The following is a 17,790-nucleotide window of genomic DNA, read 5'->3' on the forward strand; positions in this document are numbered from 1 at the left end:
CCCGCGCTCGTGCCGCGGAGGCCGCGAGGCGGTGGAACGTCGAACGCCAGTACGTGGTAGTCATGGGCGCGTGAGGACCACGAACCGCCGCGTCGCGCGCCTGCGCACCGCGATACCCGCCGCCCTTGTCGCAACAGCGTTCGTCGGCGCGTGCAGCGCGGGGCCCGGCGGCGTCGCCGGCAAGGTGAAGGACGCGTCGGGCCAGGGCGCGAACGCCCCCGGGATGGCCGCCTTCTACTCCCAGAAGCCGGCGTGGAAGACCTGCGACGACGACGAGGAGACCCCGGGCGACGAAAGCGAGATGGAGTGCACGCTGCTCCGCGTCCCGCTCGACTACGCCGACCCGGGCAAAAAGGACATCCGGATATCCGTGATGCGGCTGCGGGCGGAGGGCTCGGGCCCCCGCGTGGGCTCGCTGCTGACGAACCCGGGCGGACCGGGCGCGTCGGGGATCGACTACCTCAAGAACACGTTCACCGACGTCGACCCCGCGGTCCACGCGGCTTTCGACATCGTCGGATTCGACCCGCGCGGGGTCGGCGGGAGCGCGCCGGTGGTCTGCCTGGACGACGAGGCGCGCGACCGCACCAACGCCGACGACGGGCCCGACCCGAAGGACCCCGGGGCCGCCGCGTACGCGGACCGGCTCGACCAGGAGTTCGCGGCCGGCTGCCAGGCCAAATCCGGCGACCTCCTGCCCTACGTGGGCACCCGCAACGTCGCGCGCGACATGGACGTGCTCCGTGCGGTGCTGGGCGACGGCAAGCTCAACTACCTCGGCTACTCGTACGGCACGTACCTCGGCGCGCTGTACGCCGAGGAGTTCCCCGACCGCGTCGGCCGCCTCGTGCTCGACGGCGCCGTCGACCCGGCCGCCGACCCGCTCGACGACGCGATCGCGCAGCAGGTCGGCTTCGAGCAGTCGTACACCCGTTTCGCGGAGGACTGCGCGAGCCGCCCGCGCTGCCCGCTCGGCAGCGACCCCGACCGCGCGGCCGAGGTCGGCATCGACTTTCTCGACGGGCTGCGCACCGATCCGCTGCCGACGACGCTCGACGACGGCCGCGATCTGACGTCCAATCTGGGGTGGACCGGCATGGTCAGCCTGCTCTACGCCGACGAGGACCAAGGCTGGCGGGCGCTGCGCGAGGCCTTCACGCGGGCCATGGACGCCGACGACGGCACCGCGTTCATGGTGTGGGCCGACCAGTACAACGGACGCGGCGAGGACGGCCGCTACGACGGCTCGATGGACGCGTTCCGAGTGATCAGCTGCGCCGACGGCATGGCCGAGGCGCCGTCGCCGCAGCGGGTCCAGGAGGTCCTGGACCGCCTGCACAAGGAAGCCCCGCTGTTCTCGCGCGACCTCACCGCCGAGGACCTGGACGACCCGGGCTGCGAGCACTGGCCGTTCCGCACCACCGAGAAGCCGCACGCGGTCCGGGCGCCCGGCAGCGACCCGATCCTCGTGGTGGGCACGACCGGGGACCCGGCGACGCCGTACGCCGCGTCGGAGCGCCTGGCCCAGGGCTTCGAGAACGCGACGCTGCTGACCCTCGAAGGGGAGGGGCACACCGCGTACGGCCGGGGGAACACGTGCATCGACGACGCCGTCACCGCGTACCTCGTCTCCGGGACGATGCCGGCTCCGGGGACGCGCTGCTCGTGACGCCGGGCGCGCTGAGGAACGCGGGGTCAGCCCCCGGTCTCGAATGATCGGATAGGGCCGGAAAACGCATCCGATCGCGTCGAAACCGGACGTCGGCGTGCGTGTCGTGAGCGCGCGCGGCTCATCCGCGCACCTGCCGTTACGCTCGTCCGACAGGTTGGCCCGATCCGCGTGGCCGACGGCGTCCGGGGCGAACGAGGGGCTGGTACGTGTGAGGCGACGCGTCGGCGTGGTGCTGGCTGCCGCGATCCTGCTGGCGGGCTGCACCGATTCGGGCGACGACGACCCGACCACGACCCCGCCGGCTCCCGGCTCCGCGAACACCATCCCGATCCCGCGGGCCGCGTCGATCCACTGGGGCGAGTGCCCCGAGGGCCGGGCCTACGAGTGCGGCACGCTGTCGGTGCCCGTCGACTACACCGTCCCGGGCGGCGACAAGATCGACATCGCCCTCCTGCGCGTCAAGGCGACCGGCGGCAACCGGATCGGCGCGCTCGTCGTCAATCCCGGGGGCCCGGGCGGTTCGGGCATCTCGTTCGCGCGCTACGCGGCCTCGGCGTTCCCCGACGACGTCCGCGAGCGCTACGACATCGTCGGATTCGACCCGCGCGGCGTCGGCCGCAGCTCCCCCGTGGAATGCCTCTCCGACGCCGACATGGACGCGTACACCCAGCTCGACCAGACCCCGGACACCCCCGAGGAAGAGGCCGCCCTCGTCGACGGGTTCAAGCGCTTCGGCCTCGGCTGCCAGGACGACGCCAAGGCGCTGCTCGGCCACGTGGGCACCCCGGACGCCGCGCGGGACATGGACCAGATCCGCGAGGCGCTCGGCGAGGACCAACTGCGCTACTTCGGGGCGTCGTACGGCACGTATCTCGGTGCCGTGTACGCCGAACTGTTCCCGGACAAGGTCGGCCGCTTCGTCCTGGACGGCGGGATCGACCCCAACCAGACCTCGGCCGACGCGAACCGCGTTCAGGGCGGCGGCTTCCAGACCGCGCTGAACTCCTATATCGACGACTGCCTGGCGGGCGGCTCCTGCTTCCTCGGCGACTCCCGCGAGGCCGCCCTCGCCAGGATCCGCACGCTGCTCGACGACCTGGACGCCCGGCCGCTGCCCGGCGACGCCAAACGCCAGGTCACCGAATCCATCGCCACGACGGGCATCCTGTCGCCGCTCTACACGCGCGAGCAGTGGCCGAGGCTCAGCCTCGCCCTCCAGGCCGCCTTCCGCGGCGACGGCGGGCTGCTGCTGAACCTCAGCGACATGTACTACGAGCGCGGCGCGGACGGCACGTACGCCAACCTGATGTACGCCAACTCCGCCGTCAACTGCCTCGACTACCCCCCGTCGGCGACCACACCCGATCAGGTCCGGACACAGGTCGCCGAATTCGAGGCGACGTCGCCCTCCTTCGGCCGCACCCTCGCCTGGGCCGGCCTCGCCTGCGGCACGTGGCCGGTCCCCGCCACCGGCACCCCCCACGAGATCCACGCCCCGGGCGCGGCCCCCATCCTCGTCATCGGCACCACCCGCGACCCCGCGACCCCGTACGCGTGGTCCCAGGCCCTCGCCGGCCAGCTCGATTCCGGCCACCTCCTCACCTACGACGGCGACGGCCACACTGCCTACCTCCGCGGCAGCACCTGCGTCGACACGGCCGTCGACACCTTCCTCCTCACCGGCGCCCCACCCCCCGACGGCAAAACCTGTGATTGAGCACCCCGACCCCTGTGTATGCTTATCGCCGTCCCCACCACCACGGCGGGACACGCCGCCTTAGCTCAGTCGGCCAGAGCGACGCACTCGTAATGCGTAGGTCAAGGGTTCGATTCCCTTAGGCGGCTCACCTTGTGACCTGCGGTTTCCTTCGGGAGACCGCAGGTCATTTTTCTGCCCAGTTGCATTCGCAGTTGCGGTTGTGCGGTACAACCGTTCTTTGATCAGCCCCACAACTGATCACCCATCTTCTCGGCCGCATCGGCGACGAGCGAACTGGCGACCTTCGTGTATCGCTCCGTCACGCGCATCTGGGAGTGGCCCAGAACCTCCATCACGACGCGCGGGTTCACCTTCGCCGCGATCATCATCGCGCCGGTCGTGTGGCGTGCGTCATGAACGCGTGCGTCCCGGATGTCCGCGGCCGAGAGGATGTCTTTGAACTCCTCCCAGTCGGCCCGCGGGTCGATCGGCTTTCCGTTCTCCTGGCAGAAGACGAGATCGTTGTCTTCCCAGAGTTCGCCGGCCTTCAGCTTCTCCCGGGCCTGCGCGGCACGGTGCGCGCGAAGCAGCGACACCAGTTGCGGCGGCATGGAGATCGTCCGCTTGTTCCGGCGGCTCTTCGGCGCCCGGATGATCAGACCTCCGCCCGTGCGCTTCGGGCACGCCTTCGCGTGGTCGGTGCAGTCCTTCGGGCACGGCTTCGGGCACCCGCGCTTGTAGTGCTTGTGGACGGTGCAGGACGCCTTGCACTTCTTGCGGTGGTACTTCTCGCCGCAGGCGTGCGGGTCGTCGCACCCGTGGCGCCACGTGAGCCGCTGGAGCTGCCACCAGATCTTCATCTCGGCGGTGTCGAGGTCCACGTACTCCCAGCGCAGCCCGAGCGCTTCACCCTGCCGTACGCCCTGCGCGAGAGCGACCGCCCACCGGGCCCCGTTGCGCCGGTTTCCGGCCTCGACGAGAAGCCGCCGGGTCTCCTCGATCGTCAGAGGGGCAATCTCCGGTTCCTCGACCGCCGGAGCGTCGAGCAGCGATGCCGGGTTGACGTGGAACAGCCGCGTCCGCTGCATGGCCACCTTGAGCCCGCGGCTCATGATCCGATGGACCTTGAGCACGGTTGACGGGGCCAAACTGCGGTTCAACAGGTCGAGATAGAGCTTGTCCAAGTGCTCCGGCTCCACCTTGTCGATGCGCAGCTTCCCCATGGCCGGGAAGACGTAGAGACGGCACTTCGATCGGTAGTCGTCGAGGGTCCGCGGCGCCATGCTCCCGTCGGCCACCTTGCGCGCGCACTCAGTGTCCATCCACGTCGTGAACCACTTCTCGACCGTGGGGGGCCGACCGGCTTTCGGTGCCTTGCCGTTGTCGCGCAGCTTCTCCAGAGCCCGGACTTTTGCCCGTACTTCGTCCTCGTCGGCGCCCATCCGGTGCCGGCGGTCGGGTGCGCCGTTCGGCTTCACGCCGACAGTCACCCACCCGTGCCACTTCCCGTCGGACTCGCTGAAGTAGACCGACGATTCGCCGTTCCGTGCCCGTCCACTCATCCGGCACGCCCCGGGCGACCAGGTGGGAGAAAGCCGCGCTTACGCGCTTGCCCGATCCAGCGCTGCGCGGTTCGCACCGGTGCGCCGGTCTGGTCTGCGATTTCGTGAGCAGGTGCCGAGCTCCCTGAGGACACCAACCAGCGGTACATGTTGGCCAGTTCGCCCAGAAACTCGTTGGTGATCTTTCCGCCCGGATTGCGAACGTCCTTTGGTCGTTCGTTCACGGCTTCCTTGATCCTTTCCGCGTACACGGTTGGTTCGTGGGGGACGTCGAAATACGCGTCCAAGTCATCGAGGCGAGGCGGCGATTCTCGGGCGGGCTCATAGACGATCGAGTACGGGGCGCGGTCTGCCCAGCCCCCGCCAAGGAGGTATTCCACGTCCGCGATGGGGACGTTTCGCCATGCGTGGACGCTGATGGGTTTGTCCTCGCCGGCCATGATGGCGAGGCGCGTGACGGGGCGGTTCAGTCCGTTCTCGTCCTTGCTCGGTTCAACCCGCAGGTACGCCTTTCGGCCGTCGTCGAGGTTGACGAGCCGTACCCATCCTCCAGGGGCAAATCTGAGGTCCCAACCTGTCAACGCCATGCGGCCCATAGTGCCGATGCGTAGGTGATTGCGCAACCATTCCGCCTACTTGAACGACCCACGGCGACCCGGTACGGTCAGGGTGCGTAACCAAGTTGGCTATCCATCGTGATCACGTATTGGAGGCTTCGTGTCCCAGCTTCTGCACCGTGCTCCGAGCGCTGCGAAGCGAAGCGGTCTGGGTCTGACCACGGTTAAGGCCCTCATCAAGACCGGCGAATTGCGCAGCATCAAGATCGGCCGGGCCCGCTTCGTGCCGGATGCTGCGTTGCTGGAATTCATCGCGCGCCTTGACGCCGAGCAAAACGGCCCGCAGGTCGGCTGACCACCATGCGCGCGGCCCCCAGGAAGGCAATCCCAGAGGCCGCAACGCGCCCGACTCACCCAATGCGAAAGCCCCGGACGGCTCACCCAGCAGACCCGAGGCTTCGCGTGAAAGGACGCAATCAGATGATGGCACAGAATCCCAACGCCGAACGCCCGGCCGCCGCGCCGGTGTCGTCGTGGTCCGCGCGGTCTGGTGACGGCTTGACCGCCCGGCAGCTCGACGGCTTCGCGTGCGTTGGGTGCGGTACCGAGCAGCGGCCCGGCCTGGCGTTCATCCCGGCCGGGTACGTCGCGGGCTCGGGTCAGTTGTTCCGCTGCGCGGATGGTTGCCCCGAGGACGCCGACGACCCGCGATCGGCGCCCGAGGTCGTCGAGGTCGCGGTCGAGACCGCGCCCGAGGTGGACATCGTCGCCGCGCCCGGTGTCGACCAGGTCACCGACCGGCGGGAAGGCTGCACGCAGGCGTTCGGCTACCGGCAGGCGTTCGCGTGGTGCGTCATGCGGCACAGCGACGAAGACCGCCCCGACGAGCGCGACCACTACGGCGAAGACCTCACCGTCGATCTGTCGTTGGCCGCAGGGGAACGGGCGAACAACGGGACGTTCCTGCCGCTGCGCATGTCCGCGTTCCTGCGCCAGCACGACCGCAACGCCGAACCGTCCATAGAGCTTGGCCACGAAGGCAAGAACGGAATCGAACTCACCCTCGACGAAGCGGAACAGGTCGCCGCCCACCTTGTGCGCCTGGTCGTCGTCGCCCGCGAAGCGCAGGCCCGCCCGTGACCGACCGCACCACCTCCGGAGCCCCGGGCGCATCCGCGTCCGGGGCCGCCGGCCTGCCCGCGCTCGACCGCTTCACCAACGCCCTTATGGCGCACGGTTGTTCCGGGCGCGGCTCGTCGTGGCAGTGTCCCGCCCACGACGACGGTTCGCCGTCTCTGTCGGTCACCCGGAATCGGTCCGGGGACGGCGTGGTCGTCAACTGCCACGCCGGATGTCAGATCGTCGACGTCGTCGCGGCACTCGATCTGGCCATGGCCGATCTGTACGACGAACCCAAGACCGAGAGGCAGCACATGCGCCCCCAGGTCGTCGCCGAGTACCGGTACGCCGACGAGCACGGCGAAGTGCTCTCCGTCGTGAAGCGGTACGAGCCCGGTTTCAACGGCGAGCGGAAGACGTTCCGGCAGTACCGGCCGGACGGCCAAGCAGGCGTGAGAGGCATCCGCAGGGTGCCCTACAACCTCCCTCGGGTCATCCGCGCCGCGGCGGCCGGTGAGGTCGTCGCCGTGGTCGAGGGGGAGAAGGACGCCGACCGCCTCGGCGCACTCGGCATGACCGCGACCACGAACATCGGGGGCGCCGGGAAGTGGCAGGACGCGTACGCGCAGCACTTCGTCGGAGTGTCCGAAACCGTGGTGATTGCCGACCGCGACGAACCCGGCCGCAAACACGCTGCCCAGGTCGCCGAATCGCTGCGCAAGGTCGGTGTGCGGGTTCGGGTCGTCGAGCCGGTCGCTGGTAAGGACGTCAGCGACCACCTCGACGCAGGAAAGCGCTTCGCCGAACTCGTCGACGTTGACCAGGCGGTCGAGCGCTCCGAGCAAGGGGTGCAAGGTTCGGAGGAGTCGGGGGAGGGCCGTAGGGGACCCTCGCAAGCGTCGTTGCTCGTCAAGCTCGCGCGGGAGCGGTACGGCTTCTTCATGTCCGACGACGGCCGCCCGTACGCGGTCAAGACGGACGGCCCGAACACCGCTCTCCCGTTGCGCGGACGAGCCGGCCTGCGGTCGAGTCTGGCCCGGCTGTACACCGACGCGAACGGCGGTTCCGTCCCGTCGCAGTCCGCGTTGGCCGACGCAATGACCGTCCTGGAAGGCATCGCTACCGACGCCGAACCCGAGCAACTGCATCTGCGCGTCGCACGGCACGACGACCGGATCATCGTGGACCTGGCGACGTCGGACGGCCGGTGCGTGTCGATCGGCCCGGACGGGTGGACGCGTGAGCCGTCGTCGCCGGTGCTGTTCCGCCGGTCCGGCGCGATGAAGCCGCTTCCCGAACCCGTGCGCGACGGCGACGGGTTGGCGAAGCTGCGGGACCTGCTGAACACCGACGAGGAAGGGTTCCGGCTCCTCGTCGCGTGGCTGGTCGCCTGCTTCATCCCGGACCTACCGCACCCCATCCTGACCTTCCGCGGTGAGCAGGGGACCGGGAAGTCGTACGCGGCGAAGATGGTCATCGGGATTGTCGACCCGTCCGGCGCGCCGAAGCGGACCGCGCCGCGCGACATCAAAGCGTGGGCGACGCAGGCGTTCAACTCGTGGGCGCTGTGCCTCGACAACGTGTCGATCATTCCCGATTGGCTGTCGGACGCGCTGTGCCGCGCCGTCACCGGAGACGGCATCGTCGACCGGGCGCTGTACACCGACGACGACGTCGTCGTCCTGGAGTTCCGGCGCGTCCTCGCGATGACCACGATCGACGCCGGCGCCCTCGCGGGCGACCTCGCGGAACGGCTCGTCACGATCGAGCTGCACACCATCCCGGACGCGAAGCGGCGCGAGGAAGGCGAGATGGACGCCGCCTACGCCGACGCACACGCGGGCATCCTCGCGTCGCTGTTCGACCTGTTGGCCGACGTCCTCAAGGCGCTTCCGGACGTGCAGTTGACCGAGCGTCCGCGCATGGCCGACTTCGCCCGCGTCCTGGCCGCGGTCGACCAGGTACAGGGGTGGGACACCACGGGCAGCTACAAGGCCAGTGCCCGCGACGCGGTGGCCGACGTCCTCGACGGCGAACCCTTCGCGCAAGCCGTCGTCGCGCTCGTCGACCGCTCCGGACCGGACGGGATCACCCTCACGGCGTCCGAACTCCTCGACCGCGTGGACACTCCCGAGAGGCTGCCGAAGAAGTGGCCGAAGGACCCGACACGCGCCGGCGGACAGCTCAAGCGCCTTGCGCCTGCGCTGCGCACGATCGGCGTCGAGGTCGACGACAGCAAGCGCGGTCCGAGCCCGAAGAAGCAACGGCTCTACCGCCTGACGTCGACAGCAGAGAGAAGGTCCGAGACAGCGTCCCCAGCGTCCCCAGAAGCCGCGAAAAGCGACCTGACCAGCGGAAACAGGGGGGACGCTACAGGGGGGACGCTAGCGTCCCCCACCCCGGCCGGGGGGACGCTGGGGAACGCTGCGGGGGACGCTGGGCTCTTCGCAGCGTCCCCCCGCGACACCGCGCCTGACCTGCGCGAATACGGCCGTGGGGACGCTGGGAACGCTGGGGACGCTGAAATGCACCCGCTCTCTGATGTCGCCACCTGCGCCGGATGCGGGACGGCCATGACCGTCTACGAACCCGGCCAGACCACCCACCCCGGATGCGACACCGCCCGATCACCCGCGGTGTCCGCCACCACCCAGAGAGAGGAACGAGCATGACCGTTCACATTGCCGGCCCCGGCCGGGAGATGCCGTACATGCCGGAGTACTCGCGCAGGTGGCAGCTCGGCGCCCCGGTCGTCGAGCGCCGACCGGCCACCCGTGACGACGCCGTCCGGCGTGACGTGGCTGCCGCGGTCAACCCGCGGATGCTCGCCGCGTTCCGCGACCAGGCGGACGCCGTCGCGTATGTGGCCAACGTCGAGCGTGAGGCACGGGCCCGGCGGCCGGTGACCGCAGCCGACCGGGCAACCGCGCTCACTCGGTACGGCAGCAACACGGCACGCCCGGCCGCAGACCGGCCGCTCACCGCGGCGGAGCGTGCCGCGCGCCTGCGCCGCTACGGCGCCGGGGCGCGTACTCGGCAGGCGCCCGGCCCGGCGGTGCCGGGGGCTCTGGAGTCGTACGACACCCAGGGCCGGTACCGCTGCTCCCACTGCGACCACCCGCCCGCGCGGTACCTGCGCGACGCGGACGGCGGGTCAAGCGTGGTGATCGACCACGGCCCGGCCTGTCCCACCCGCCGCACCTACGGGAGGTCGTGACCGAGGTGGACACCAGGCGAACCGACGAAGTCACAGGCAAGGTCGATGTCTTCCGAACCGCATGGCACTACCGGTGTGGGCACTGCCACCACGGACCGCCGCGCGTCACGTCGGACAGCCTCGGCCGGTGGCACGTCAACATTGCGCACGCGCCGAGCTGCCCCGCGCTGACCGGCGCAGTCGACACCCTGCCCGACGTCGCGCGGGCCCTACGCCCCGCGACCTGACACCAGACGCCGGACCGCCGCGGTGCCCTCCTCGGGAGCCGCGGCGGTCCGGCATCGGCAACGCGAGTCCGAGTCCGGACGCAGCCCGCCGGCGCGCGAGCGCCGGTCTTTGGGCTGCGCCGGACGCCAGCCCCGCGACCACCTTTCTTTTTTATCCCCCCGGGGCCGATCTCGGCGGGGTGCCTGCCCTGGAAGGAGGGCCCTATGGCCAGGAAGCCCGACGTCGTGTGCGCCGGCGGATGCGGCCGGATGCTCTGGAGCGGCGCCGGTTCGCTGCCCGAGGGACGCCGTACGTGCAGGCCGTGCCGACGACGGCGACGGGCCGCACGGGCGACGCCGGACGGCTCGCGGCACGCCGCGGCGTGACCCGTCGGCGCGCCCCGAGGGTGAGGGCCGGTACCCGCGTCAACCGGGTACCGGCCCTCATCGCTGCTCACTGCGTCCGGCCGGGAAGGGCCGCACGGTTCGCCGTGCCTCCCCGCCTACGTGACCGGCGCGTGGTGTTCCTCGCCCGACACGCTCGGCCGCAGGGTGAACAGCCCGAGGTCGAGGTCTGCGGCCTGCCCGTGGTCGAGAAGCAGGCGCACGGGCTCGGCCTGGTCGTCGACGTCCACCTCGACGTACACCGGCCGGGCCGGGTCGCCCGTGTAGCCGGTACGGACAGAGCCGGTGACCCGGTGCGCGGGTGCAGATCGGCGGGTGCTCATCGTCGTGTCCTTCGGGTGCGTGGTCGTGTGGGTGGCCGGCCGGGTCGGGGTCGCCGGTTCACGTCGTCGTGTGCTTCCGGTAGCAGGTGAGGCAGTACCAGCGGCTCGCGCCGGGCCCGCGTGACGTTTCGATAGGGATCGGTTCGACGGGAACCGACCCGGCGCCGCACTTCACGCAGTACCCGATGCGTGACGAGCCTTGCTCGCTGTCCGGCTGGTCGGGGCCGCGGTCGTTGCGGAAGTCGAGCGGGTCGGAGTAGAGCCTCACCGCGGTGTCGCCGGGTACGTCGGCGGGTTCGGCAGGGTGCGGACCAGCTCGGCTTGCAGGAGGGACCACAACCGCCACGCGTCCGACCGGGCCAGCTGCTGAAGGGGGCCGTCGTCGACGAGCCGGACGGCGACCGGGCGTTCGGGGTCGCCGCTCGGGCCGACGTGGATACCTTCGGCGTCGGTGTCGCACGTCATCCGTGGGCCCTTTCTCGCGGTCGCTGGGATGCCCAGGATCACGGCCCGGTGAGTGGCATTCCGATGCCGTTGTCGATGCCGTTTCGATGGCGTTTCGGCCGAACGGCCGCGACCGGTCGTTACGGTGGACGCGAGCGAAACCGCGCGCGTCGAGGGGACTTTCCGATGGCCAAACCCCGGTCCGAATGGGTCCCGAACCCCAAGTTGCGCGCCGTGCGGGAACAGCAACGCCAGCAGTCGCGGAAGGAGTTCGCCGCGGACCTTGCGGCGACGGCCGCCGAACTCGGCGAGAACGTCGGTGTCGACGCGCGGCTCGTCGCGAAGTGGGAGGACGGCGAGACCGGCCGGCCCCGACACGTCTACCGGCGCCTACTGGTCAAGCTGACCGGCTGTACCGAGGACGAATTGGGTGTCGGCCCGGCCGGGCCCGGAACGCCATCGGAACGGCCGCCCCCGGAAGCTAGCGTCCTGCCCGTGGACCGCCGCCAGTTCCTCGCTTCGACCATGCTTGCCGTGCCCGCTCTCGGCTGGTCACACCAGCGTGTCGACCCGGGGCTCGTCGACTACTTCCGCAAGCAGCTCGCCGGCCACTACGAAGCCGACATGATGCTCGGGCCGCGCGCGCTCATCGCCACGGTCGTCGCGCAGTGCCAGTTGATCGGCCGTCTCCTCGACGACGCCGAGAACGGCGTACGCCGCTCGCTCGCGGAAGTCGGAAGCGCGTACGCAGCGTTCGCCGGGTGGCTGTTCCTCGACGCCGGCGACCCCGACGGCGCGCTGTTCTGGCACGGGTCGGCCCTCGAACTCGCGCACCGGTCCGGAAACGTCGAGGCGGTCGCGTGCTCGCTCGTCGACCGGGCCATGGCGCACACCGACCTACGGGCAGGCGCGGCTGTCGTCGACCTGTGCGCGAACGCTCTGGGCATCGGCGGGCGACTGTCGCCCGAGGTCCGGGTGTTCGCGTTGCAACAGCACGCGCATGGCGCGTCCCTCCTTGCCGACCGTGCTGGCGTCGACCGGCTTCTCGACGACGCCGCGCGCCTGGTCGACCGCGTCGACGTCGAGGTCTGGGGTACGGCGTGCCTGCGCACACCCGCGTACGTCGAGGTGCAGCGGGCGACCTGTTACGGCCGTCTCGGAAAAGCCGACGAGGCAGACCGGCTGTGGCAACAGATCATCCCGTCGTCGCCCGCGGTTTCCCGCCGTGACGTCGGGGTGTGGACAGCCCGGCACGCCCGTGTGAAAGCCGCCCAGGGCGACCCGGAGCACGCGGTGTCCCTCGCGCGGACCGCCGCGGCGATCACGGCGGACACGGGTTCGGCGCGCGCCGCACGGGAGTTGGCCGGCCTCTCCCGCGACATGAGCCCGTGGAACGATGCCCGGGTCGGACGCGAACTCGCCGACGTGTTGGCACCCGTCACCCGAGGGGGCATGTATGGCTGAGGCACTCACCCACGACCAGATCACCGAGCGCATCAAGGACTTGCCCGGCTGGACAACCGACGGCCGGAAGATCGAGCGGACGTACGCGATCCGGCACATCCCGGGGGCCGCGTTCGTCGTCCACATCGCGGCGATTCAAGACGAGTGGGGGCACCACTCGAACGCGACGCTGGGATACAAGACGCTGCACGTGTCCATCTCGTCGAGCGACCTCGGGGGGCACGTCGCCGAGCACGACATCGAACTTGCCCGCAGGATCGAGGCGGTAGCGCCTGCGCACGGCGCGTCCTGAGACGCGTAAGGGGCGCAAGATCGCTGGTCAGCGTCTTGCGCCCCTCTTGCGTGCCCCGCAAGATCCTTACGGGTTCGCCGTAAGATCTTGCGCCCTCCCTACGCCCGCTCTCACAGGCCGTCGAGGGCCGATTCGACGGCCGCGCGCTCGTATCCGCGCTTCGTCGCACCACCAATCCACAACGGCCCCGGGGTCACCCGGAACGGCCGGAGCAGCGTGGCCAGATGCTCGACATCGTCCGCCTGGTCGAGCTTGTCGGCCAGTTCAGCGGACGTGACACGGTCGCGTTCCCCGATGACGTCCAGGACCGACCGGAGCAGCACCGTACGCGGGTCGTCGTCGAGCGTGGGCAAGGTGCCGGCCGCCTTGCGAAGCTCGTACGCGCGCCGGGCGACGTCGTCGGCGTGCGCGTCCGGGGTGAAGAACCCGCGCACCCTCGCAGGCCGGGACGGCTCCGACAGGAACAGACCGGCGCCGCGGTGTTCCTCGGCGAACTCCATCGCGTTGAACCCGCGCGCCGCGTACCCGCGCCCGAGGACCGTGTCAGACATCTCCGGTGTCGCGCACCGACCGGCCCACCGGTACTTGATCAGGTCCCGCAGGAACGACGGGATCACCCTGTCTTCCGGCTTCTGGGTGAGCAGCACGGGAACGATCCCGGCCGCACGCCCCTCGGCCGCGAGCTTCCGCAGGAGTTCCTTGACGGCCTTGCCGTGGTCGGGGTCGAGGCACAGGCCAGCCAACTCGTCGACCCACAGGAACACCAGCGGCTCACCCATCGCCGGGTCGAGCTTCTTCGCACCCTTGCTGAGGATGACGTCGTACCGGCGCCCCATCTCCTCGACCAGGTCCCCCAAGAGCGCCACGACGCTGCCGGTGTCGTCGGGTGTCGACAGCCGCGAACAGATCGGGTGCCACGCCTGCGTGTCCACCCCGCGCTTCACCGGGGTGAGCCACAGTTCGGCGTGCGGGTCGAGGGCAACCGCCATGAGCAGAGCAAGCGCGCTCATGGACTTCCCCGCGCCCGGTTGACCGCCGTACAGGAACGAGCCCTCGAACGCCGAGACGGTCACCGCCTGGTCGCGGATGTCGCGGAACAACTCGACGCGTTCCCACATGTCGACCGGCCCGGTGCCGGGCCGCGCGAGCGGGTTGGCGGGGGAGTCGCCCGCGAACGGGTGCTCGTCGTACACCCGCAGCAGGACCCGCCCGCCGTGGCCCATGACCGACGACGCGTCGACCTGTGCCGGGTCGGTGCCGAACGCGGACGCCAGCTCGGCGCCGCGCCGCACCGCCTTGTCCGCAGGGACACCGCCCGGGAGTTCGACCATGGCCACCCACGCGCCCGCGTCACGGACCACGGGGCCGATGATGCGGACGTCTCCGAGCTTCGCCGCGGCGAACGCCTCCCGTACGGCCTTGCTGCCCATGCGCCCGGTCAGCAGCGCGGGCCCGCCGCCCTTGGGTCGCCGACGCCACCACTCGACCGCCGCGGCCGTCCCGAACACCGCCGTACCGACCAGGTACGGCGTCGGCGTCCACAGGAACGACCCGACCACGGTGGACACGGTCGCGGGTCCGCCGGTCCACGCGAGGGTCAACCGGCGCCGGCGCCGGATGCGCTCGACGAACTCGGGCTTCGTCGCGATGTGCGCGGCGTAGTCGTCCGCGCGGACCCACCGCCACAGGTGACCGGTCGCCCGCGCCGTGCCGAGCGTGCCGTACAGGAGGGTGCGGCCGGTGGTCCGGGCGACCACCCGCACGACCACCTCGGGCGCCACCCGGCGGTCACGTGACCACCGGTGCACCCGCCGGACGGCGGGCCCCGAGGTGGTCACCTTGCCGGTAACCACGGTGGTCATCCCGTTGCCGCGCCGGGCGACCGCGCGAGTCGGCTTCGGGCCGTCGAGTTCGGCTTTCCTGATCAGCTCGTCGACGTCGAGGACGGGCCGCCGTACGGCCGGGAACGCGTCCGGCTCTTCCCACAGGCCACGCGAAATCGTCTCCGTCATCGCGCGCCCCCGACGACCTCACGGCGCAGTGCGGTGGCACGTCGGCGCGACAGGCCGAGTTCGGTTTGCAGCGTCTGAATGGTCACCGGGTTCCGGGACGTGCGCAGCGCGTCCGTCTGGAGCTTCCGCGCGGCCCGCATGAGTTCGGCGTCCGACTCGGACGGGGGCCGGGCCGGTCCGTACCCTTCGGCCGCCGCCTGGTCGTCGAGGTGGTCGTCGATCGTGGTCGTCTCGGCCGCGGCTGCCGACCGGTCGGCTACCACCGGGGCGACCACTTCGACGGGCCTTGCGGTGGTCACCGCCTGGTCGTCGCGGTGGTCGTGTGGCCGGTCGCCCGACGACCGCGAACCGACCACCGGGGTTACCGCCTCGACCACCGCACGGCGACCGCTCGCGTGGTCGCCCGGGTGGTCATTCGAGGCGGTCGTCGACGACCACCCGGCTACCACCGGGGTTACCGCAGGGGTTGCGACGGGTGACGCGATTTCCTGGCGTTGCGCGGGGTCGGCCAACGGTTCGGGCAGGCGGTCACCCCACGGCGCGCCCCACGGTTCCTCCCACGCCACGACGTCCGCCGTACGGACGTCGTCGGAGACGACCCCGAGGGGACCGTATCCGTCGTCGTCGACGACGACCCCGAGGGAACGGTCTCCACACTGCGTAGACGCTTCCAACTGCCGGATGCGCGCGGCGATCACCCGTCGGTACCCGGTTGCCGCTTCGGCGAGCACGACCAGGAGCACGGGCGCCACCGAGTGCAGCACCACCCCGGCCGGGTCGACGTCACGCGGCACACCGAATCCGCCATCGGGCCACACCGACGACCACGCGTTCATGACCCACGTCGCCGCGCCGGCGAACCACCGCAGCGCGGTTGCCCACCCGGACGGGGCCGCGCCCAACTCGACGAGCCGCGCGTCCGCCAGGAGCACGGTCAGCAGCGCAACGGCGACCATCGGATCGAGGGTCCACGCCACCCAACGGTTCACGCCGTGGTCGAGCGCGAACGTCGTCACGGACACCGCCGTGAACACCATGGCCACGACCGCCACGACGACCAGGGCCGCGGTGATCCGGCGCGACAGGATGCGCAACTCTCGCGCTTCGTCGACGTGCATCACGCGGTCCCCCCGACGGCGTCGAGGAACCCGCGCAGCGTGCCGACCAACAGGCCGATCTGATACGCCAGACCCTCGCGGGACAGTGCAGCGACGTCCGTAGCGGCCACCTGGTCGAGGGTCGGCAGCGCGACGGCGACGGCCGCGAGCATGCCCGGCCAGGTGTTGCCGGCCTCGGCCGACCGGCCGACCTGGTCAAGAAGCGCGTTCAGGCTGTCGTGCAGACGCCCCCACACGGACACCAGCTCGGCGCGCGAAACCGTGCCCACGTCGACGGCCGCCGCCTGGTCGTGGTCGCCGCGCGCGCCGTCGACCGCCGCGGCCAACGCGTCGGAGTGGACCCGCACCCGCGGTGCCACGACGTACACCAGCTCGTCGACGTCGACGACCAGGCCGTCCGTCTCGTCGACGTCCGCCTCGACGGCATCGAGGAGCGCGCCCAATTCATCGCGCAAGGACACCAGCAGGTACAGCAGTTCACCGGTCGACGCGGTACCGAAATCGGCCGCCGCGGCGTAGGCGTGCATCCGGCGCGCGGACTCCAGACGGGCCGCGAGGGTTTCGACCTGCCCGTCATCGGGGCGGTCGGGAGATGGAAGGATTGCGGGCACGATCGTGCCTCCCTTGCCACAGAAGGGGTGTTCGGTCGAGGCCCTGGCCGGTGCTCCAACACCGGTTGGGGCCGTCTCGTCTCACGCCTTCGCAGGGAGGCGGACCGCGCGCCCGCGCAGTTGCAGTTGCAGTTCTAGTTGCAGTTCGCCACGGATCGGGGTGGGTCGTGGCCGGTGAAAGTGCCTCACGACCAGCGGAAACGACCTGCGGCGACCCCTCGCGACCTACGTCCCCGCAAACTCGTAATGCGTAGGTCAAGGGTTCGATTCCCTTAGGCGGCTCCGACGAAGGCCAGGTCAGACCCCTTCTGACCTGGCCTTTTGGCTTTCTGTGATCGTTTCGCTACAGCCTTCCAGGGGCTTTGCAGACCTCATGCGCGAGCGATGCGGGGGCGGACGTGCAGATAGAGCAGCACGCCGCACCACACCCGGCCGCATATGCGCAGGCCATCCCCGCAGCCTGGCTGACAGCGGTCGCGCATCGGCGGACCAGTCACGAAGCAGCGGGCGGTTCCGTGGCTACGGGGCGGCTGGCTGGGCTTCCGGGCTCGTACTGGTGCATGCTGGGGACATGAGCAGGTATGCAGCCGCTAAGCCGTACGCCGTGCCCGAGAGGCTGGAGGATCTCGCCGGGCCGACGGCGGGTTTCGTGATGCTGCCCCGGCACATCGACTGGGGACCGAGCTACGAATACGACTTGGCCGACGAGGCCGATGCCGCCGTCATGTACGAACGCGTGATCCGCGAGGCTGCTCATAGCAGCGACGTCGTGGCGTTCCTCGACGAGGCGACGCTGCGCCGCCTGTGGCCGCGGCTGGTGGTGCCGGCGGAAGTGCGGATGCTGTGGGAGCGGCACTTCCCCGCACTGGCAGCCAGCGCGAGCGCGGCGTAGTGGACGACCTGCACCGCCACCTGATCCGCATCGGGCTCGAAGCGCTCGCCGATGACTTCGGCTTCGCTCTGGCCGGCGGCTATGCCGTCAACGCTCACCGGATCATCGACCGGGTCAGTGACGATGTGGACCTGTTCACGCCGATTGCCCGGTCCGCCGATATGGAGGCGGCCGTCGAGCGCCTAGATGAATGAGTC

Annotated in this window: 17 protein-coding genes and 1 tRNA gene; 11 read left to right on the plus strand and 7 right to left on the minus strand. The window is 70.5% G+C overall.

The features are described from left to right. The first annotated feature begins 70 nt into the window (after window positions 1-70). From LO772_RS19335 to LO772_RS19345, 3 genes are all read left to right on the plus strand, one after another. Window positions 71-1,669: an alpha/beta hydrolase gene (locus LO772_RS19335; RefSeq protein WP_231773276.1), complete on the plus strand. Its 1,599-nt coding sequence runs from the start codon at window positions 71-73 to the stop codon at window positions 1,667-1,669. Window positions 1,670-1,880: 211 nt separating this feature from the next. After that, window positions 1,881-3,389: an alpha/beta hydrolase gene (locus LO772_RS19340; protein ID WP_231773277.1), complete on the plus strand. Its 1,509-nt coding sequence runs from the start codon at window positions 1,881-1,883 to the stop codon at window positions 3,387-3,389. Window positions 3,390-3,443: 54 nt separating this feature from the next. Then, a tRNA-Thr gene (locus LO772_RS19345) sits at window positions 3,444-3,517 on the plus strand. Between the two features lie 96 nt (window positions 3,518-3,613). Here LO772_RS19345 and LO772_RS19350 read toward each other — a convergent pair. Further along, the gene (locus tag LO772_RS19350; RefSeq protein WP_231773278.1) at window positions 3,614-4,933 is read right to left on the minus strand and encodes a tyrosine-type recombinase/integrase; all 1,320 of its coding nucleotides are present in this window, start codon (window positions 4,931-4,933) and stop codon (window positions 3,614-3,616) included. Next, complete coding sequence (locus LO772_RS19355; protein ID WP_231773279.1) at window positions 4,930-5,520, minus strand: hypothetical protein; 591 nt, start codon at window positions 5,518-5,520, stop codon at window positions 4,930-4,932. Before LO772_RS19355 ends, LO772_RS19350 begins: the two co-directional genes overlap by 4 nt. 130 nt (window positions 5,521-5,650) lie before the next feature. Here LO772_RS19355 and LO772_RS19360 point away from each other — a divergent pair, with 130 nt between their 5' ends. The 4 genes from LO772_RS19360 to LO772_RS19375 all read left to right on the plus strand — a co-directional run bounded on the left by LO772_RS19360 (window position 5,651) and on the right by LO772_RS19375 (window position 9,826). Beyond that, window positions 5,651-5,845 carry a helix-turn-helix domain-containing protein gene (locus LO772_RS19360; RefSeq protein ID WP_231773280.1) on the plus strand — a complete coding sequence of 65 codons (195 nt, stop codon included), beginning with the start codon at window positions 5,651-5,653 and terminating at the stop codon, window positions 5,843-5,845. A 125-nt stretch (window positions 5,846-5,970) separates the two neighbouring features. Then, a complete protein-coding gene (locus tag LO772_RS19365; protein WP_231773281.1) occupies window positions 5,971-6,630 on the plus strand; it encodes a DUF6907 domain-containing protein in 660 nt (219 codons plus the stop codon). Continuing rightward, window positions 6,627-9,281 (plus strand): hypothetical protein, encoded by a 2,655-nt coding sequence (locus LO772_RS19370; protein ID WP_331717256.1) that lies wholly within the window; start codon window positions 6,627-6,629, stop codon window positions 9,279-9,281. The genes LO772_RS19365 and LO772_RS19370 overlap by 4 nt, the downstream gene beginning before the upstream one ends. Continuing rightward, complete coding sequence (locus LO772_RS19375; RefSeq protein WP_231773282.1) at window positions 9,278-9,826, plus strand: hypothetical protein; 549 nt, start codon at window positions 9,278-9,280, stop codon at window positions 9,824-9,826. The genes LO772_RS19370 and LO772_RS19375 overlap by 4 nt, the downstream gene beginning before the upstream one ends. A gap of 709 nt (window positions 9,827-10,535) precedes the next feature. On the opposite strand, the gene LO772_RS19380 is transcribed toward LO772_RS19375, so the two are convergent. Then, complete coding sequence (locus LO772_RS19380; protein WP_231773283.1) at window positions 10,536-10,760, minus strand: hypothetical protein; 225 nt, start codon at window positions 10,758-10,760, stop codon at window positions 10,536-10,538. A 264-nt stretch (window positions 10,761-11,024) separates the two neighbouring features. Next, entirely contained in the window at window positions 11,025-11,225 is a 201-nt protein-coding gene (locus tag LO772_RS19385; RefSeq protein WP_231773284.1) for a hypothetical protein, read from the minus strand. Window positions 11,226-11,390: 165 nt separating this feature from the next. Here LO772_RS19385 and LO772_RS19390 point away from each other — a divergent pair, with 165 nt between their 5' ends. Next, window positions 11,391-12,668 (plus strand): Twin-arginine translocation pathway signal, encoded by a 1,278-nt coding sequence (locus LO772_RS19390; protein WP_231773285.1) that lies wholly within the window; start codon window positions 11,391-11,393, stop codon window positions 12,666-12,668. Beyond that, a complete protein-coding gene (locus tag LO772_RS19395) occupies window positions 12,661-12,960 on the plus strand; it encodes a 4a-hydroxytetrahydrobiopterin dehydratase (RefSeq protein WP_231773286.1) in 300 nt (99 codons plus the stop codon). The genes LO772_RS19390 and LO772_RS19395 overlap by 8 nt, the downstream gene beginning before the upstream one ends. Window positions 12,961-13,070: 110 nt before the next feature. Here LO772_RS19395 and LO772_RS19400 read toward each other — a convergent pair whose 3' ends face one another. Genes LO772_RS19400 through LO772_RS19410 form a run of 3 tightly spaced genes read right to left on the minus strand, consistent with a single transcriptional unit; the run spans window position 13,071 to window position 16,701 of the window. Beyond that, window positions 13,071-14,972, minus strand: a complete 1,902-nt coding sequence (locus tag LO772_RS19400) for an FtsK/SpoIIIE domain-containing protein (RefSeq protein WP_231773287.1) — start codon at window positions 14,970-14,972, stop codon at window positions 13,071-13,073. Beyond that, on the minus strand, window positions 14,969-16,090 hold the full coding sequence (locus tag LO772_RS19405) for a hypothetical protein (RefSeq protein ID WP_231773288.1): 1,122 nt from the start codon (window positions 16,088-16,090) through the stop codon (window positions 14,969-14,971). Before LO772_RS19405 ends, LO772_RS19400 begins: the two co-directional genes overlap by 4 nt. Further along, window positions 16,090-16,701, minus strand: coding sequence for a hypothetical protein (locus LO772_RS19410; protein ID WP_231773289.1), 612 nt, complete (start codon window positions 16,699-16,701; stop codon window positions 16,090-16,092). The genes LO772_RS19405 and LO772_RS19410 overlap by 1 nt, the downstream gene beginning before the upstream one ends. A gap of 571 nt (window positions 16,702-17,272) precedes the next feature. Between LO772_RS19410 and LO772_RS19415 the strand changes: the two genes are divergently transcribed. Together LO772_RS19415 and LO772_RS19420 are read left to right on the plus strand one after the other, a co-directional pair. Next, a complete protein-coding gene (locus LO772_RS19415; RefSeq protein ID WP_231773290.1) occupies window positions 17,273-17,593 on the plus strand; it encodes a hypothetical protein in 321 nt (106 codons plus the stop codon). Then, a complete protein-coding gene (locus LO772_RS19420; RefSeq protein WP_231773291.1) occupies window positions 17,593-17,787 on the plus strand; it encodes a nucleotidyl transferase AbiEii/AbiGii toxin family protein in 195 nt (64 codons plus the stop codon). The genes LO772_RS19415 and LO772_RS19420 overlap by 1 nt, the downstream gene beginning before the upstream one ends. The last annotated feature ends 3 nt before the right edge of the window (window positions 17,788-17,790 follow it).

Origin of the sequence: Yinghuangia sp. ASG 101, from assembly GCF_021165735.1 — a bacterium.
Classification (GTDB): Bacteria; Actinomycetota; Actinomycetes; order Streptomycetales; family Streptomycetaceae; genus Yinghuangia.